The organism is Butyricicoccus pullicaecorum DSM 23266, from assembly GCF_900167005.1.
In the GTDB taxonomy this organism is placed as follows: Bacteria; Bacillota; Clostridia; order Oscillospirales; family Butyricicoccaceae; genus Butyricicoccus; species Butyricicoccus pullicaecorum.
In genome coordinates this window covers 58,031-74,433 of record NZ_FUXW01000011.1, presented here as the reverse complement: position 1 = coordinate 74,433, position 16,403 = coordinate 58,031, and the positions used below count along the sequence as shown (strand labels likewise).

At 45.8% G+C, this 16,403-nt stretch carries 8 protein-coding genes; 3 read left to right on the top strand and 5 right to left on the bottom strand.

Features of this window, described 5'->3' with window-relative positions:
• The first annotated feature begins 25 nt into the window (after nucleotides 1–25).
• The 3 genes from iolG (at nucleotide 26) to B5D52_RS13020 (ending at nucleotide 3,118) form a co-directional block, all read left to right on the top strand.
• A complete protein-coding gene (gene iolG / locus B5D52_RS13030; RefSeq protein WP_016146974.1) occupies nucleotides 26–1,039 on the top strand; it encodes an inositol 2-dehydrogenase in 1,014 nt (337 codons plus the stop codon).
• Between the two features lie 95 nt (nucleotides 1,040–1,134).
• Nucleotides 1,135–1,923, top strand: a complete 789-nt coding sequence (locus B5D52_RS13025; RefSeq protein ID WP_016146975.1) for a TIM barrel protein — start codon at nucleotides 1,135–1,137, stop codon at nucleotides 1,921–1,923.
• A 187-nt stretch (nucleotides 1,924–2,110) separates the two neighbouring features.
• The gene (locus tag B5D52_RS13020) at nucleotides 2,111–3,118 is read left to right on the top strand and encodes a sugar ABC transporter substrate-binding protein (protein ID WP_016148423.1); all 1,008 of its coding nucleotides are present in this window, start codon (nucleotides 2,111–2,113) and stop codon (nucleotides 3,116–3,118) included.
• Nucleotides 3,119–4,111: 993 nt separating this feature from the next.
• Here the strand turns inward: B5D52_RS13020 and B5D52_RS13015 are convergent.
• The 5 genes from B5D52_RS13015 to B5D52_RS12995 form a co-directional block, all read right to left on the bottom strand.
• Entirely contained in the window at nucleotides 4,112–7,672 is a 3,561-nt protein-coding gene (locus B5D52_RS13015) for an S-layer homology domain-containing protein (protein WP_016148424.1), read from the bottom strand.
• Between the two features lie 249 nt (nucleotides 7,673–7,921).
• Complete coding sequence (locus tag B5D52_RS13010; RefSeq protein WP_016148425.1) at nucleotides 7,922–12,274, bottom strand: S-layer homology domain-containing protein; 4,353 nt, start codon at nucleotides 12,272–12,274, stop codon at nucleotides 7,922–7,924.
• A gap of 29 nt (nucleotides 12,275–12,303) precedes the next feature.
• Nucleotides 12,304–13,452 (bottom strand): zinc-ribbon domain-containing protein, encoded by a 1,149-nt coding sequence (locus B5D52_RS13005; protein ID WP_016148426.1) that lies wholly within the window; start codon nucleotides 13,450–13,452, stop codon nucleotides 12,304–12,306.
• Nucleotides 13,453–13,805: 353 nt separating this feature from the next.
• Nucleotides 13,806–14,642, bottom strand: coding sequence for a tyrosine-type recombinase/integrase (locus B5D52_RS13000; RefSeq protein ID WP_016148427.1), 837 nt, complete (start codon nucleotides 14,640–14,642; stop codon nucleotides 13,806–13,808).
• Nucleotides 14,643–15,520: 878 nt separating this feature from the next.
• Nucleotides 15,521–16,396 (bottom strand): aldose 1-epimerase family protein, encoded by an 876-nt coding sequence (locus B5D52_RS12995; protein ID WP_016148428.1) that lies wholly within the window; start codon nucleotides 16,394–16,396, stop codon nucleotides 15,521–15,523.
• Between the last annotated feature and the right edge of the window lie 7 nt (nucleotides 16,397–16,403).

Genomic DNA, 16,403 nt, shown 5'->3' with positions numbered 1-16,403 from the left:
ACATCACTCAGAAAGGAAGATAAAAATGAAGGTTGGTATTATCGGAGCAGGCCGTATCGGCAAGGTTCATGCAAAGAATATCTCCATGTTTGTACCGGAGATGGAAATCAAGACCATCGCAGACCCGTTCATGAATGAGCAGACCGAGGCGTTTGCCAAGCGATATGGCATCCAGAATTGCACCAAGGATGCAAACGATATCCTGAACGATCCGGAAATCGAAGCAGTTCTGATTTGCTCTTCGACCGACACCCATTCCAAGTACATCATTGAGGCTGCGCACGCAGGCAAGCACATTTTCTGCGAGAAGCCGATCGATTATGATCTCACGAAGGTGCATGCAGCAATCAATGCTGCCAAGGAAGCAGGCGTTAAGCTGCAGATCGGTTTCTGCCGCCGCTTTGACCACAACCACCGTGCAGTTTATGACATGGTACGCGATGGCAAGGTCGGCAAGGTCAACATTGTCAAGATTTCCTCGCGTGATCCCGAGCCGCCGTCTGTCGATTACGTCAAGGTATCTGGTGGTATCTTCTATGATATGATGATTCACGACTTTGACATGGCTCGCTTCCTGGCTGGCAGCGAGGTTACCGAGGTCAATGCAATCGGTTCGGTACTGGTTGATCCCGGCATCGGTGAGGCTGGCGACGTAGATACTGCGCTGGTCACTCTGAAGTTTGCAAACGGTGCAATCGGTGTTATCGACAACAGCCGTAAGGCAGTTTATGGTTATGACCAGCGCGTCGAGGTCTTTGGCTCTGAGGGCTGCGCAGAAGATCAGAATGATATCCCGAATACGGCTGTGCTCTCTACTGCTGATGGTGCAGTACACGGCGTGGCCTACAAGGTTATGTTCGATCGTTACACCGGTGCATTCGTTGCCGAGATGCAGGCATTTGCCGATGCAGTTGTGAACGACAAGCAGCCGCCGGTGACTGGTGAAGACGGTCTGTATCCGGTACTGATGGCTGCTGCGGCAACCAAGTCGCTCAAGGAAGGCCGTCCGGTTCGCATTGCAGAAATTGAAAACGGCTAATTCAATCTCTTTTCTCTTCATTCTCGCGCGGTTATAGGCACTCTGTAGCCGCGCAATTTTCCCAATTTCCATATCAAAAGAAAGGTTTGAGTCTTATGAAGTTTGAGCGTTCTGCCTGCATTGAACCGATGTACAGCGAAATTCCTTTTCTGGATCGCTTTCAGGCTGCGAAAAACGACGGCTTTGAATATGTAGAGTTCTGGAGCTGGACCGATAAGGATCTGGATGCAGTCAAGGCAGCAGCTGAAGCTGCCGGCATCGGTATTTCGGGTTTTAACGGTGATGCAGACTACTCTCTGATCGACCCCACCCACAAGGAAAAGTATCTGGATTTTCTGCGCAAGTCGGTTGCAGCTGCACAGAAAATTGGTGCGAAGAGTGTGACCATCCACTCCAACGCACTCGGCGAGGGCGGCATCGTCGTCAATCACTATGATGATCTGAGTGATACCGTTAAGCTGTGCTCGATGTATGACATGCTGCTCGAGTGTGCCAAAATCGCCGAGGAAAGCGGCATTGCCATGAATCTTGAGCCGCTCAACATCACAACCGACCACGTCGGCAACTTCCTCGCACACACCCAGATGGCAGCCGAAATGACTCGTCTGATCGGCTCGCCCATGCTCAAGGTGTTGTATGATGTCTACCACATGCAGCTCAACGAGGGCTCTCTCTGCGACACCATCCGCGCGTATGCCGACCAGATCGGTCATATCCACGTTGCGGATGCACCCGGTCGCCACGAACCCGGCACTGGTGAAATCAACTACCATGCGGTATTCTCCTGCCTGGCAGAGTGTGGATACACCGGACGCATCGGCTATGAGCTGATTCCTAAGGTGGACACAGCTACCGCTGTTCAGGCAATTATGGCAACTGAGTAATCCGCAAAATTTTTGCGCCCCGCAAAGATCGTTTTTCCCTACCCCGAATGGCTTCGGCAGCACTCAATAATCATAACTAAGGTGTATAGGTGTTCGTTTCATATCGATCAGGATATGAGCATGACGAAAAGATATTTTTCACGTATCGGCGTGAAATGGTAGTAGAAAGATAAAGGAGCGTATGATTATGTATGCAAAAAGATGGATGGCAGCAACCCTGGCCGGCGCAATGGCACTCACATTGACCGCATGCGGCGGCAATGCAGACGGCACATCGACCGCAGAATCTGGTAATTCGGGAGACGATGTGAAGAAAATCAGCGTCATTCTGAAAACCTCGTCTGCTGAATACTGGCAGTACATTCAGGCAGGTGCAAAGGCGTATGATGCAGAGCATGACGATGTTGAAGTATCCATCAAGGGTCCGACTTCGGAAACTGCATTCGAGGAACAGATGGCTATGGTTGAGACCGATATCAGTACGGCTGATTTTGATGCGTATGTCATCGCACCGCTGCAGCCGGATACGGTCAAGACCATGATTGCAGGCGAAACCCGTCCGGTTGTTGCCCTCGACAGCAATATTGCAGACGCACCGGAGGTTAAGACCTTCGTTGGTACGGGCAACGAAGCTGCCGCAAAACAGGGTATGGAAGCAGCCGTTGAGGCGGCAAAGGCTGCCGGTTGGACCGAAATCAAGGCAATCGAGATTTGCGGTGTACAGGGCGAGCCGACCAATGAAGCACGTAAAGCTGGCTTTAAGGCGGGCATCGAAGAAAATGGCGGCGATTTCCTGGACGATGAGGTACAGTACGCTGACGCAACTGCTGATCGTGCAGTTAACTGTATGGAAGCCATCATGCAGATGCATCCGGAAGGTGTTGCTATCATTTGTGCGAATAACGATGATATGGCAATCGCAGCGGCTCGTACCGCAGCTTCCAATCCGGCTTATGAAAACACCATCTTCCTGGGCTTTGACGGCGTAAAATCGGCATGTGAATCCATTTTGAACGGTGAGCTAGACATGGCAGCTGCACAGGACCCGTACAACATGGCTTATCAGGCGGTTGACGCAGCGGTTAGACTCATTGATGGCGAGACGCTGCCTGAGTTTATTGATTCCGGTTCTGCTGTCGTTACCAAGGACAATGCACAGGAGCGCCTGGATACCCTCAATGGATATTTAAGCTAAATGCAATCTTCTAACCAATTTAATACGGCATAAGAAAACCCTCTGGTGTGACGTTCATCTCACATCAGAGGGTTTTTGTTATTTGGTAGGTGCTCGGTCCCATAGCATTATACTTCAGATATCTAATTACATACGCACCTTTTAAATTCATAAGACTCCCAATGGTTTCACTTTTTAGTATGTAATGACAATAGAAATTACATCTAGAGCAAGCTCACTAGCTCGGTAATCTACCCTGTAAAGAGTTCTCCACAGAAGAATCCAACCGAATTCCAGTATATGTATCTTTCAAGCAGATCTTCTACCCCAAATCCACTCCCCCGCACTCATCAACATTTGATTCACCAATTACTGACGCTGCATTCTATATATTAGCATATTAGCCGGGGGAATCGTATTTCAATCCGATAATCCACTTCTCACTCACCTTGACCCGACCGAACTGAACATCGATAAAATGCTGATCAACGTGTTTACAGATATGATACTTATTTTCCTATAATTAAATATAATATAACAATTTATAGATACATGCCCTACAAAAATCCTATTTCGATCATGCATCTATTCTTTGCAGTATTTCTGTTGACTTTTTGTAAGTTTTTTAATTTCAAATGCATAGATCGACAATCTAGCTATTTCTAATAAAAACGTGTCTTCTTCATTATAGTCTTTCTCATACCGAGCCGTCTTTTCTCCTGAAAACATTGTTCATTTGAGTAGTCTGACCTAAATACAAAATATTCTCTTATTTTACCATATAATATAGTAGTACATAAGTATATGAAATATTTTATGTGCTTTTAGGCGTAGATTGATTAGAAATTTATTAACCGTTCTCTGCACAGTTATTTATACACAAATAGCATAGCGCATTTTTTAATTTTGGTTTGCAAACTCTAAATTGCATGAACACCATAAATATGAAAAGAAGCTGACCATAAGGTCAGCCTCTTTCCATTTTTGTGTGTTATCAATCGTTTGATTGACTGTTTACGCTACTTCGCCGCCGGTACGGTGGGTGTTAACCCAATCCTTTTCTAGGGCAGCCCAGTCACGGTTCTCCTGAAGTGCCGTCCAAGTCTCGTACTCAGCGTCCTCGAACAGGTCGTAATCGTGCGAGTTGGTAGCCTCCTGGATTGCCTCGTAATACCAAGCACTCTCCGAGTTGTCCGGCCACTTGATCATGCTGTCCAGCATGTGATCCTTGTGCGGCTTACGCTGGAGCACATTGTTAACCAGCGTAACAGCCTCTGCACGGGTAATCGCCTGGTCCGGCAGGAAGGTTCCATCCGGATAGCCATGAATCCACTGCGTCATTGCTGCATCATTGATGTTCTCACGAGCCCAGTGATTTGCAATGTCGGTGAACAGGTCTTCCTCAACATCATAACCCGAAGACATGAAGCGCGATGCGATTGCAGCGAACTCTGCACGGGTAATGTTGTTATTCGGACGGAAGGTGCCATCTTCGTAACCCTGAATGATACCTGCGTTAACCATCGTCGAAATCGCGTTGTTGTACCATGCGTCCGGTGCAACATCCGGGAAGTTGTTGGTGGTCATCCAGAACTGGTCACGCGCTTCGTCGGTCAGCAGACGGAAGAAGATCGTCGCAACCTCTGCACGGCTGATATTTGCCTGCGGTTTAACCGGCCAGCGGCTTTCATCCTCAGTCGGCTGTCCAGTCACATAGTCCTCGGGGTAGCCGACGATGTAAGCATAGTGATCGACCGTGTTGAGCCACGGCGTCTCAGCCAGAGGCACTTCTTCGTCGATAATTTCTTCCTCGTCGTCATCATTATCGTCCGGGTCGGGATCAGGATCCGGGTCAGGGTGATGCGCTCCGCCACCGCCTTCGGAATTGCCTCGCGATAGTACGGGGGTAGAAACGGTGTTTACTGAAGTTTGCATTACTCGATCGTACAGCACTGCATCTCCTAGATTGGTATCAAAGTCACCTTCAGGATAAGTAGTATTTTCTGTATCTTCAGAATTTAATGTGATTTTTAACGTCAACACATAGTCTGTATAAGGTAATGCTCCTGTCAAATCCCACGTAATTGTTGCAGTATCTGCATCATAACTTACATCGTCTGGCAGACTGTCCGTGTCCAACGTAAAGTTCTCATGCACTACATCCTTCAAAATATATCTACCAAATGCTGCACCAATTGTTTTATTGACTGCTTCACTAAATTCCGCTGTGTCCTTCGCATGGAAAAACAATCCATCTGTGCAGACTAACTGCATAGCTCGGCGACTCTGCTCTTCCTCACTCTCGGGCACCGATTGCATGACACCATATATAGATATCCCTTCATCTTTGATTGTATCAGCGATTTGTTCTAGTTCTGACAAAATGATATCAGAGTTAGAAGTTGTATTATCCAGATTTCTGTTCGGCTTGCCATCTGAGATAAATATTACAACTGCATCGCGGCTTTTGTCCGCGCGGGAATCAATCAAATTTTTAGCCTCTTGCAATGCAACCGCGTAATTGGTAGATCCATACGGCGCATCACTCAACAGAAAGTTCTCAACATCCGAGAGGTTCTTTGTAAAGCTTTCCGAATTAGCTGCTGTTTCAGTGTCAAAGGAGAGAACTGCAACACGGTTATCATATCCTGCAGTATTTAGCAATTGATCACTTACATCCAGGAGTTTTGATTGCATATCCGAAAATCGAGAATCATTATTTTCGTTTAAATTACCGATTTCCGCCATAGAACCGCTATAATCCACAATAAAGATAAAATCTTTTCCCGGCACCTTTGTGTAAGAGAATTGGAGCTGCACCTGAGCCTGCGTTTTGTCCTCATCAATCCAACGCGCTGCTTTCGTTATCTGCGTTCCATTTAACGATGCACTATTCTGTTTGCCAAGTCGGCTACTTTCCCATCCGTCTGGGACGGTAAGGATATCATCATTGCTAACTTCCCCCAGTTGGAATTGGCCATCCAAAATGGCAACCATACGATTTTTCAAATCCTCAAATTTGGAAAAAATATTGCTGTATCCAATTTTTGTTTTATCGGGTATCGTCAGTTCGGTAATTGAATTACAATTCTGGAATGCATACGAAGCAATGTACTCACAACTTTCAGGGATTTCAATACTTCCCTGCAAATTTTGACATTCCTCAAATGCAGACTGTCCAATTTCTTTAAGCTTGCAGTCCGGGGCAAACTGTACTCGTGTTAGATTAAATTCATTATTATAGTACGCAAAAAAAGCTCGGTAGGCAATGGTTTCAATTTGATCAAACTCAACCGTTTCCAGTTTCTCCATGCCTTCAAACGCACCATTTCCAATTCTTTTTGCATTCTTCACCACTAATGTTTTCAAATGGTTGTTAGAACATACACTATAAAAATCATCGCCCGGTTGATATTCATCAGCAACAACCAAATCCGGATTATCTAAAATCAACGTTTCTACCGGCTCATTATGTCCTAAAATATCTTCCAGACTTACATTTTCATACCGAACTGTAAGTGTCAATTCTCCAGTTGGTTGATAACCAGACTCAAAAAGCCCGCGCTTTTGGTCAAAAACATTGATTCCAATTTCTTCCAGACCAGATCCTAAATCAATCTCTTGAAGATTGGATAGATGGCTAAGAATGCCATACGGAAGAATTGTTACGTCATCTGTAACAACAACCTTCGTAATCTTTTTGTGTCTCGACGGGGAACTAGAGCTATACCACGGCAGAGCATTAACGTTATAGTATCTATCCGTTACTGGAAAATTTTTACTAATTGTCAATACATTTTGTTCAATCTCCCAGCCATCACCATGCGCAAAAATAAATCCCAGTTCCTCTAAGGTCTTAGCGATATTTTGAATGATTGTTCTGGCATTCCTTACTTCTGTTAACTGTTTTGCTGCTTGATCAAAATCACTATATAATTCTTCGCAGCGCTGAATCTTTTGTTGTATTTCACGCGCATATTCTGAAGTGATTTCTCCTGTTAAATCTTCCTGATTCGGCATTTCAGCCGCCAGTATTAAATACTCCTGCACATCATCTGCATATAACGCCATCTTATCTGCAAACTCATCTAGAACCGCTGTAGCGGCATTATATCTACTTTTTAAATTGTTATCATTGAAAATGCCGCTAAAGAAATCCATAATCATACCCTTTAGCTGCTTATAGCGCTCAAACAGTGTGCGGTACTCAGATGCATTTTCTAGCGTAATGTCATCCAAGTCTTCAGGAAGTGCATCCGCAATTTCTTCCAGCTGTTGTATATATTCTTCCGCAGTTTCTGGGTCTGTGTATTCTTTCGCAGTTTCGGAGTCTACAAATGATTCCAATTGCTGTGTATCTTCTTCCTCTGTCATGTTATCTGGCATTTCAGCCGTATCCACATTTGAAGATACCTCTTCCTCAATATCTACTACAGGTTTTAAACTTTCTTGTGTATCCAGCACTTCAGCATCTACATTCTGGATCGCATTATCACTCGCCAAAGCGTTCATAGGAACCATCGTGAACAATATTGTGGCAGTCACGATGCTAGCAAGCAAACGTTTCTTTTTCATGCTTACGCATCCTCCTTCTAAAAATTTATCTATCTAAAATGCAGAGCTACCATGATGGATTATCGCTCCACATGAATTTTCAACATGATCGCATCTTCAACATTCTAAGTACCCGCTCAGTCTCACACTATCTATTTTTTAAAAGTCTACTTATATGCTTAAAAGGCAAGGTGGCAGGCCGTATCAGCCTGCCACCTCCCAGATTCGAAAATTTATGTTTTTACTTTAAATTTCCTTGTTTATTTAGTTTTATGCACTATGTGCATTTGCCCAATCTTTTTCCAGTGCAGCCCAGTCACGGTTCTCCTGAAGAGCCGTCCAAGTCTCGTACTCTGCGTCCTCAAACAGGTCGTAGTCGTGCGAGTTCGTAGCCTCCTGGATTGCCTCATAGTACCAAGTGCCTTCCGGATTGTCCGGCCACTTGATCATGCTATCGAGCATGTGGTCTGCATCCGGCTTGCGCTGGAGCACATTGTTAACCAGCGTAACAGCTTCTGCACGGGTGATTGCAGCATCCGGACGGAACGTGCCGTCTTCGTAGCCGTTGATCCAACCAGCCATTGCTGCATCGTTGATGCTCTCGCGTGCCCAGTGATTTGCAATGTCGGTGAACAGGTCATCCTCAACACCATAACCCGAAGCCATGAAGCGCGCTGCGATTGCAGCAAACTCTGCACGAGTAATGTTTGCATTGGGCCGGAAGGTACCGTCTTCATAACCCTGAATGATACCCATGTTAACCATGGTAGATACCGCATTGTTGTACCAGTCATTCGGCAGAACATCGGAGAAATTATTGGAAGTCATCCAGAACTGATCGCGTGCTTCGTCGGTCAGCAGACGGAAGAAGATCGTTGCAACCTCTGCACGGGTGATGTTTGCGTTCGGACGAACGGTGCCATCCTCAGAGTAACCGATGATGTACGCATAATGATCTTCCGTGTTCAGCCACGGGGTCTCAGCCAGAGGTACTTCTTCGTCGATAATCTCTTCGGTGTCGTCGTCGCGATCGTTGTCATCATCGTCGCCATCGCCGGCATCCGGATGGTGTGCACCGCCACCTCCAGATTCTTCCTCGTACTGTGCAACAAAGTCCGTATCGACAGTAAAGACGAGATCTGCAATCTCTGCTGCTGTGTAAGCCTGACCCTTCATATTGTCCGAACCTTCGGTACACAGCCACTCGGTGAAGTCCCAATCATCGTCCTCGTCAACGCGCGGAACCGGATTATCCTCCAGCTGAGAATCCTTTTTGATCTCATAGCTGATATTCTCGCCTGCTGCACCGCGCAGATCACCATGAGCGCCAGGCTTGAAAGTGACAGTTACGGTGTTCTCGGGAACAGTGTAGGATACTGTCGGCTTTGCAAAGGTCTCAGCAGCACCTGCGATACCATTGGAATCTACCGGATACAGAGTTGCACTGTTATTGGTGTACAGTCCCTGATAGTTCTTGCTGCCATCAATATCGTATTGACCATAAGTACCCGGCTTATCCTGCGGATTGGTCAGCTTAACGGTGTAATTCAGCTGTACCGGAGCAAAATTGCTGACCGGAACATTGATATACCAGATAAAGCATTCCGAATTTCCTTCAATACCCGCAGGATAATATCTCAGAATAAACTTATAGTTTGCTTCGCGTGCGCTATTGGAGTTTACTTCGAGCTTACCGAAGCCATACGTATACTCATCAATCTTTTCTTTATCCAACGCGATGCCATTGACTGTGAGCTCCAGCTTATCAATGTCATTGACAAAATCAAAGTTGTAAGGATTACCCTTATCATCCTTGCCAGAACCAATTACGTCAACAACCTGAGAACCCGCATCTAACAGGTAATAAATATCATCATGAATATCAGCAAAGTCCAGATGATTTCCGTTGTTCAAATGCTTTACAAAGGCATCACCCAGCTGATTGTCCGATTTTCCAGCAAAAACAGTATAACAACGATATCCATCTGCCTCCAACTCACGGTAGACCTTCTCCGCTTCATAAATTGCGCGGTCAAGGCAAAGGGCATACCTCAAGCTGTTTCCTTCTGCTGGTACATACGAAGATGGGATGTTTTCGCCCTCTGGAGTCGAGCCATACACGTCATAGTTATGAGCATACAGATTTCCATCTCTTGCAACATTCTGTTTTACTGCCGCAAAATAAGTATCCCAGTCTCCACCCGGAATCTGATATACTCCATCCACAAATCCGTTTGCAATGCACCAGCCACTCGGACTACCCCACACACGGTTTCCATCTGCCTCGAGAGCATTATAAACCGTCATCAGGGTATCACCCTCTAAGAACTGCCGGGTCAAACCATCCGTAATGACAACAACATACTTTCTGTTATCTGCAACGGCAGTGTCCGTAGCAAGCAACTTTTGTGCTTCCAGCAAACCAGCTTGTAAATTCGTACCACTCTTAATTTTGGTTTCCTTCAGACCGGAGTAGATCGCGCCACCTTCAGAGATTGCTTCTTCAGACAAAGGTGTCAGTTCACAGGAGACTACAGCTCGGCCAGCAAACTGGACTGCACCGACATTGATCGTTGCACCGCTGTTCTGTACACTCGCATACAGATCCTTCAGCATTGCAAGTGCTTCCGTTGTTACTTCTTCCTCACAGCTGGACTTATCGAGTACAAAGACAACATCAGATTCCAAAGTTTCCTGCGCCGACGGCAGGGACAGAGTCACCTGAGACTCATAGTTTGCATCCAAATTCTTTGCGGTTTTAGACTTGGAAGTATCCCACTCAGGAGTTACCGGCGGATCAATCTCTCCAGTTTCACGATAGCTATAAATGAACTCTGTATCCGCTGTGATTTCAGTATCGTTCTTATTCCACGAGCCTTCTTCATAGCCTTCAGCAGGACAATTACCTACCTCAGGCTTATGCTGCAACGTGCCCTTTCCGGATTCAGACCAATTTCCATTACCATCCAGCAGAGTAACAACCTCAGTCTTATCTTCAGTTGTTTCATCGTTCCAAGCACCATGCTCTACCTTATAGGTTGCAGTTGCCTGGTACTTGTCAGGGATACCATCGCCGCCGCCATTTTCGCCACCGATCTTATCCTCAGCGAAAACGACATTGATAATATGGTTAGCCGTCACATTCTCAAAAGTGTACTCACCTACGGTCAACTCAGCCGGCTGTCCATCTACCGTTACCGCATCCAGTGCATAACCAGTATTCGCCTCAAACGAGATTGTAGCATCGTCACCCTCATTGATAGAAATAGGCGAAGAAACGGCTTGATCATTGTACTTAGCAGAGCCATTTACAACTTCAACTGTAATTTCATGTTTCTGAGCAGGAGCAGAAATATCAACGACAGGATCGCCAATATCCTCCTTATCTTGCGTCTGCTCCTGACCCTCAGCATCGATATATGTCAGTTCTACGCCTGCATTAGTGTGAAGATCTTGACCAGACAGACCGTCATTGGGATGAACCTTGAACTGAACGCTTGTCTCTTTCTCAAGAATGTCACCGATATTCCAAGTCAGCGTTTTGCCATCATCACCAACCGTCAATTCTTTGCTTTGGCTGCCAGAAACCAACGTAAAGTCATCAGAAATCACATCCGTCATGACTGCATCCGTACCAGCAGGAACGGTATTGATTTCATCTGCCCACTCATCGAGAATATCGGACAGTTCCTCATCATAGTCAGCACCTGTTACATTACGATAGTACTGAGCATCTGATGCCAAGGACTCCAAATATTCGTCCTCATCCTCGTCCAAAGCAATGCCAATCGTATACAGATTCACACCCGCATCCTTCAGAGCAGCTGCTTGTTCCGAGCCATCCCATCTTTCCTTGCCAATGGATTCACCACTTAAGCCAGGAGCACCATCCGAAATGAAAATGACATAAGCTGGACGAGTAGCATCTTCACGTTCTTCTACTAACCACTTATATGCCTGCTGCAAAGCTGCAGAGTAATTCGTGCCACCATTAGCATACATTTTACCAATAGCACGTTCTACTTGGGGCAAGTTATCTGTTAACTCTTGTTCAACATACAATGCCTTATTGTCATTGGCTCCACCGTGATCACTGTAATGTGAAAATCCAATGACTGCCATTTTGTTTTCGTTTTCTCCACTTAAAATGCTATTTGCAAAAGATTCGCTAACTTCTTTTGCAGTATCGATACGAGGTGCCCTACCAATCTGACCTGTACACTCATCAGGTCGTGTATCCCACAGCCATCCTAATAAGCTACTTGAATATCTTGCACCGCATTCTTTGCAAGTGTAAATTTTCCAGAGACCTAAAAATCCTTCGCCTTCTTCAAAGTTTTCTTTTGGATTTTTACAAGGTTCACCTACACTACTCGCCATAGAACCAGAGTTATCCACAACCAGAACTACATCCGCCTTGGAGGTAGTCGTAGACGTAACTGGATCGCCCTGCACTGTTAACTGGATTGTATAATTACCATCCGCATCAGGCGTTTCACTTACCAGAGTTTTAGTGGCCGTAACAGCGTTATCCACTTCTGGTGCCGCAAACGCCTGCATCGGCATGAATGTTACGAGCATTGCGCACGCAATGAACGCCGATATCAATCGTTTTAATCGCATAATTATTGCCCTCCTTCTTAAAATTTCATCTATTCAAAACGTGACCCAGCAGGGGCAAGCTGCTGTTCCCCGATCATTTTCCGATATTTTATTTGCTTATGCTGCTTGACACGTCCGGCACAGACCGGACAGCCGCATTTCTTTGCCCCAGTGCGCGAGTAAACCACCGCCCGCCAGACATGTCCTTCCGGACACTGCCACCAGACTTTCTTTTTGCTGCCATAAGTGACTGTATCCGGTGTGAGCGAACCGTTAAGCGTTGGGTGCCATTGCATTGCGATCTCTGGAAAACAGGACTGCAGGTCATTGAAACCTGCAAGTACCAATCGCCCTGCACAATATGGGCAGCCAGTCATATTGTGCGTACGCGCTGCGATCGATGTTTTCCATTCATGTCCAAGATTGCAAACCCACCAGACGCGCAAATTGCTGTATGCCGAGACTTGCTGCACAGTCAACGGTGCATTTTTCGCAGCATCCCACTCCTGCGCAACCTGCGGAAACTGACTGGCAAGATCATTTTCTCCTGGAATGACGACCTTTCCCGCGCAGACCGGACAGCCTGCACCGCTGTGTGCCCGGGAAACGATAGATGCCTGCCAACTGTGACCATGCTCACACAACCACCACACCCGCCGATGTGAACCCGCGACAACGTCCTGCGGTGTGAGCAATTGATTCCTTTTGTAATCCCATTGTTCAGCTAGCTTTGGATGGGTAACCTGTAAACTATTTTCTTCCGATAAAATGGTTCGATTAGTACATACTGGGCAGCCTGCTCCCTGTACGCGAGATTTAATAACAGCTTGCCAGCTATGACCGTGCGCACATTTCCACCAGACCTTACGTGAACTACCGGGCAATAGCCGATCAGGTTGCAAATCACCATTTTTTGCAAAATCCCATTCTTTTATAAGCTTGGGATACAACGTTGCGAGATCAGTTTCTCCCGGCCATGCACGCTGATGGGAACAGTACGGGCATCCGCTGTGATTTGCAGTGCGAGTCGTCACAGCTGCCTGCCAGCTATGACCCTTATCACATTTCCACCACACAACTTGTTTGCTGCCATAGCTGATGGCCTTGGGTGTCTGCGGCAGGTTTCGCGCCTCATCCCACTGCGCCAATAAAACTTGATTATCTGTTCGCAGGCAATAATCCCAAAAAGTTTCACGCAAAGATTGAATCTCCTCTCATCCTCTTTTATTTATGTAATTCACTTTGCAGCATCATTCCGACAAAATGCAAAACAGGACAAAATCTATATTTTGTCTACGGTTACTTGCGGTTTTATATAACAAATGGAAAAAATCGAATAAAAAAGGCCTTCTGCACGTTTGGATACGCACGAGAAGGCATGATAAACAGGTCAATCAAAAAAGTAACTTTTGATTGGCCTTTTTCCGCATATTCAGAATCAATCCCAATCTTGAATTATGAACAAAATCGTGATAATATATTCTTAATAATCAAGAAAACTGTGTGATGATATGTACTTTTAGAGACAAAATATAGATTTTGTCTTATATGCTTATGAAATCAGTCTTAATCGAGATAATTGCTTTACATGTTCCTCACCAGTCGAGAGCAAGTAAATGCGAGTTGTTTCTATACTGCTATGCCCTAAAATATCGGCAAGTTTTACCACATCTCGGCATATTTTATAGAACTCTCTTGCAAATAAATGACGCAAATTGTGTGGAAACACCTTGTCTGCTGCAATCCCCGCAGCTTTACATAACGCTTTCATCTCCGCCCAAATCTGTTTGCGCGACATCGACTTTCCGTTTCTGGTCAGAAAAATCTGTCCCGAGACGGTTTTTTGCTTTCTGGCATACTTTAACAGCTTACGGCATAGTTTATGCGGCAGTAAAATGACGCGAATTTTCCCTTTGAGCGAGATTTCTGTCCGTCCTGTCTTAGCAGCCTCCACTGTCAGATACTGCACCTCAGACACACGGATTCCGGTTGCCGCGATCGATTCCAACAGCAGGGCAAGCCTCTCTTTTCCCGTTCCTTTGGCAGTCTCTACCAGTCGTTCGTACTCCGACCGGGTCAGCTCGCGTTCCTGACGGCGAAACAGCTTCCTTTGAATACGCAAGGTTCGTACGCGGCAATCAGTTCGATCGATAAAGCTCAAAAAGCGATTGAGGGCAACAACCATCGAATTAACAGTTTCCGGCGCATAGCCGTCGGATAAAAGCTGTGCTTTCCAATTTGAAACCTCATTTTTATTCAGCATTCTCTGTTGCAGCCAATTTAAAAACTTGCGTACATCGCGTAAATATTTTTGCGTCGTTCCCTCGCTACGTTCTTCTCCTCGAAGGTGGTCAACAAAAGCGAACAATTGATTTTCTCTATCTCGCATGACGATCTCTCCTGTTTCATAAATATGAACTTATTATATCCATTTTATTAAAAAAATCGAGCTCATGCAGTATTTCAAATACATTGTTATATATTAAAGTCCAATTCAATCTGCGCGCATACTATGATAGTGAGCCCAAAGGAAAGTCCTCCGGATTCTATTTCCTGTACCCTCTTACAAGTCCAAAATACCATTGCACCTTGTGATGTATGAGAAAGCGAGCAAATATTCATCCCGCTAAGATTGATCGACTATCAAAATGCACTGATAACGCGGTGAAAGACATTTGTAAATATTTATCAAAAGAAATGCAAAGTACGCAGCATAAATACGACTAGTATCGTTATAACTTTAGCAACAGCACTAAAATGTTCAAGTGCCCTCTGCTCATAAACTCAAGTTGAACACGTCTAACAAGGTTGATATTGTCAGAGCACACCGTATTAGTTATTGCACATCGATAGATAGTTTTAACAACTATCCGTAGTCAGTTGACTCTTTCGCCCCCTGTAACCGCAACGACAACCTTATATTTTACACGCAGCAACAGCCTACTCCTAATCCACGCCGAAGAGATTCACGTAAAATTTGAAAAATTGTGATATAACGTTTTATCGGACAAACAAAAAAAGAGAGCTAATGCTCTCTTTTTTGCTCCCAGTCCTCTGCATATCACATTTAGACTCACTTTCGCACGGATAAATCAAATTTTCCCTGTACGGATAACTTCTTCATATTCAGGGGTGGATAGAACATCACCGGATTTTTCTGTAGACAAACTAGCTGCAACCGAACAATCTGCTTCAGTTCTGATTACCCTGACATTCCATCGACTTCCCAATCTTTAGCAGCTCACACAATGCAATCACGTCCATCGTTTAAAAGATACGAATGCACCAGCAATTTGTGTACGTCTTTCCGGGCATGAGATGAATCATATCACTTTTGCATTCAAAATCCTCAATGATATCCTGACGTGCCGGCAAGGATGTCCACGGCTCAATGCAGACATAAGGCGCATCGGTCTTAGGCCAATGCCAGATTCCCAAGTAGGGCATGTCGGGATAAGTCACCCGCACGCCATGCGCAGAGGTGCGCGAGCGCAGCGTCACTTCCCGAGACATATTTTTCAAAATAATCGCATCTTCGTCAAACAAGTCATGCCGCAGAGGAAGCAGTTTACCTTCGACCAGCGAATAAGGCTGGTCATGGCCGCTCAGGTAGACCTCGGGCGTAAAGCCGACTCGATCGGGCTGACAGCTGCCGGTAAATTCCAGTAGATAATCGGTGAACTGCTCACCTTCCTCCAGTGGTACCCGGAATCCCGGGTGCCCGCCGATGCCGAAGCACATCACTTTCTCACTGTGATTCTCAACCTGGTACGAAATCTCAACGCGATCTTCTACCAGCTGATAGGTAATGGCAAGCGAAAAGGAAAAGGGATACTGCGTATGTGTTTCCGAGTTATCGGTCAATTCCAGCACAAGCCGGTCGGGGTCAAGGGTGCGGCAGGTAAATTCCTGCTGTGCCGCAAAGCCGTGAATGCCCATCGGGTACTCTTGTCCCTCATATCGATAACGATTGTGAGTCAGTCGTCCAATGAACGGAAACAGCACCGGTGCACGGTCAGGCCAATACGCCGCATCGCCCTGCCACAGATATTCCTGTCCGTCTGCGGTCTGCAAGTGCATCATCTGCGCACCCAGAGAATCTACCGCTAAAAGCAGCTTGCTATTTTGAATGGCATAGAGCATAGGAATC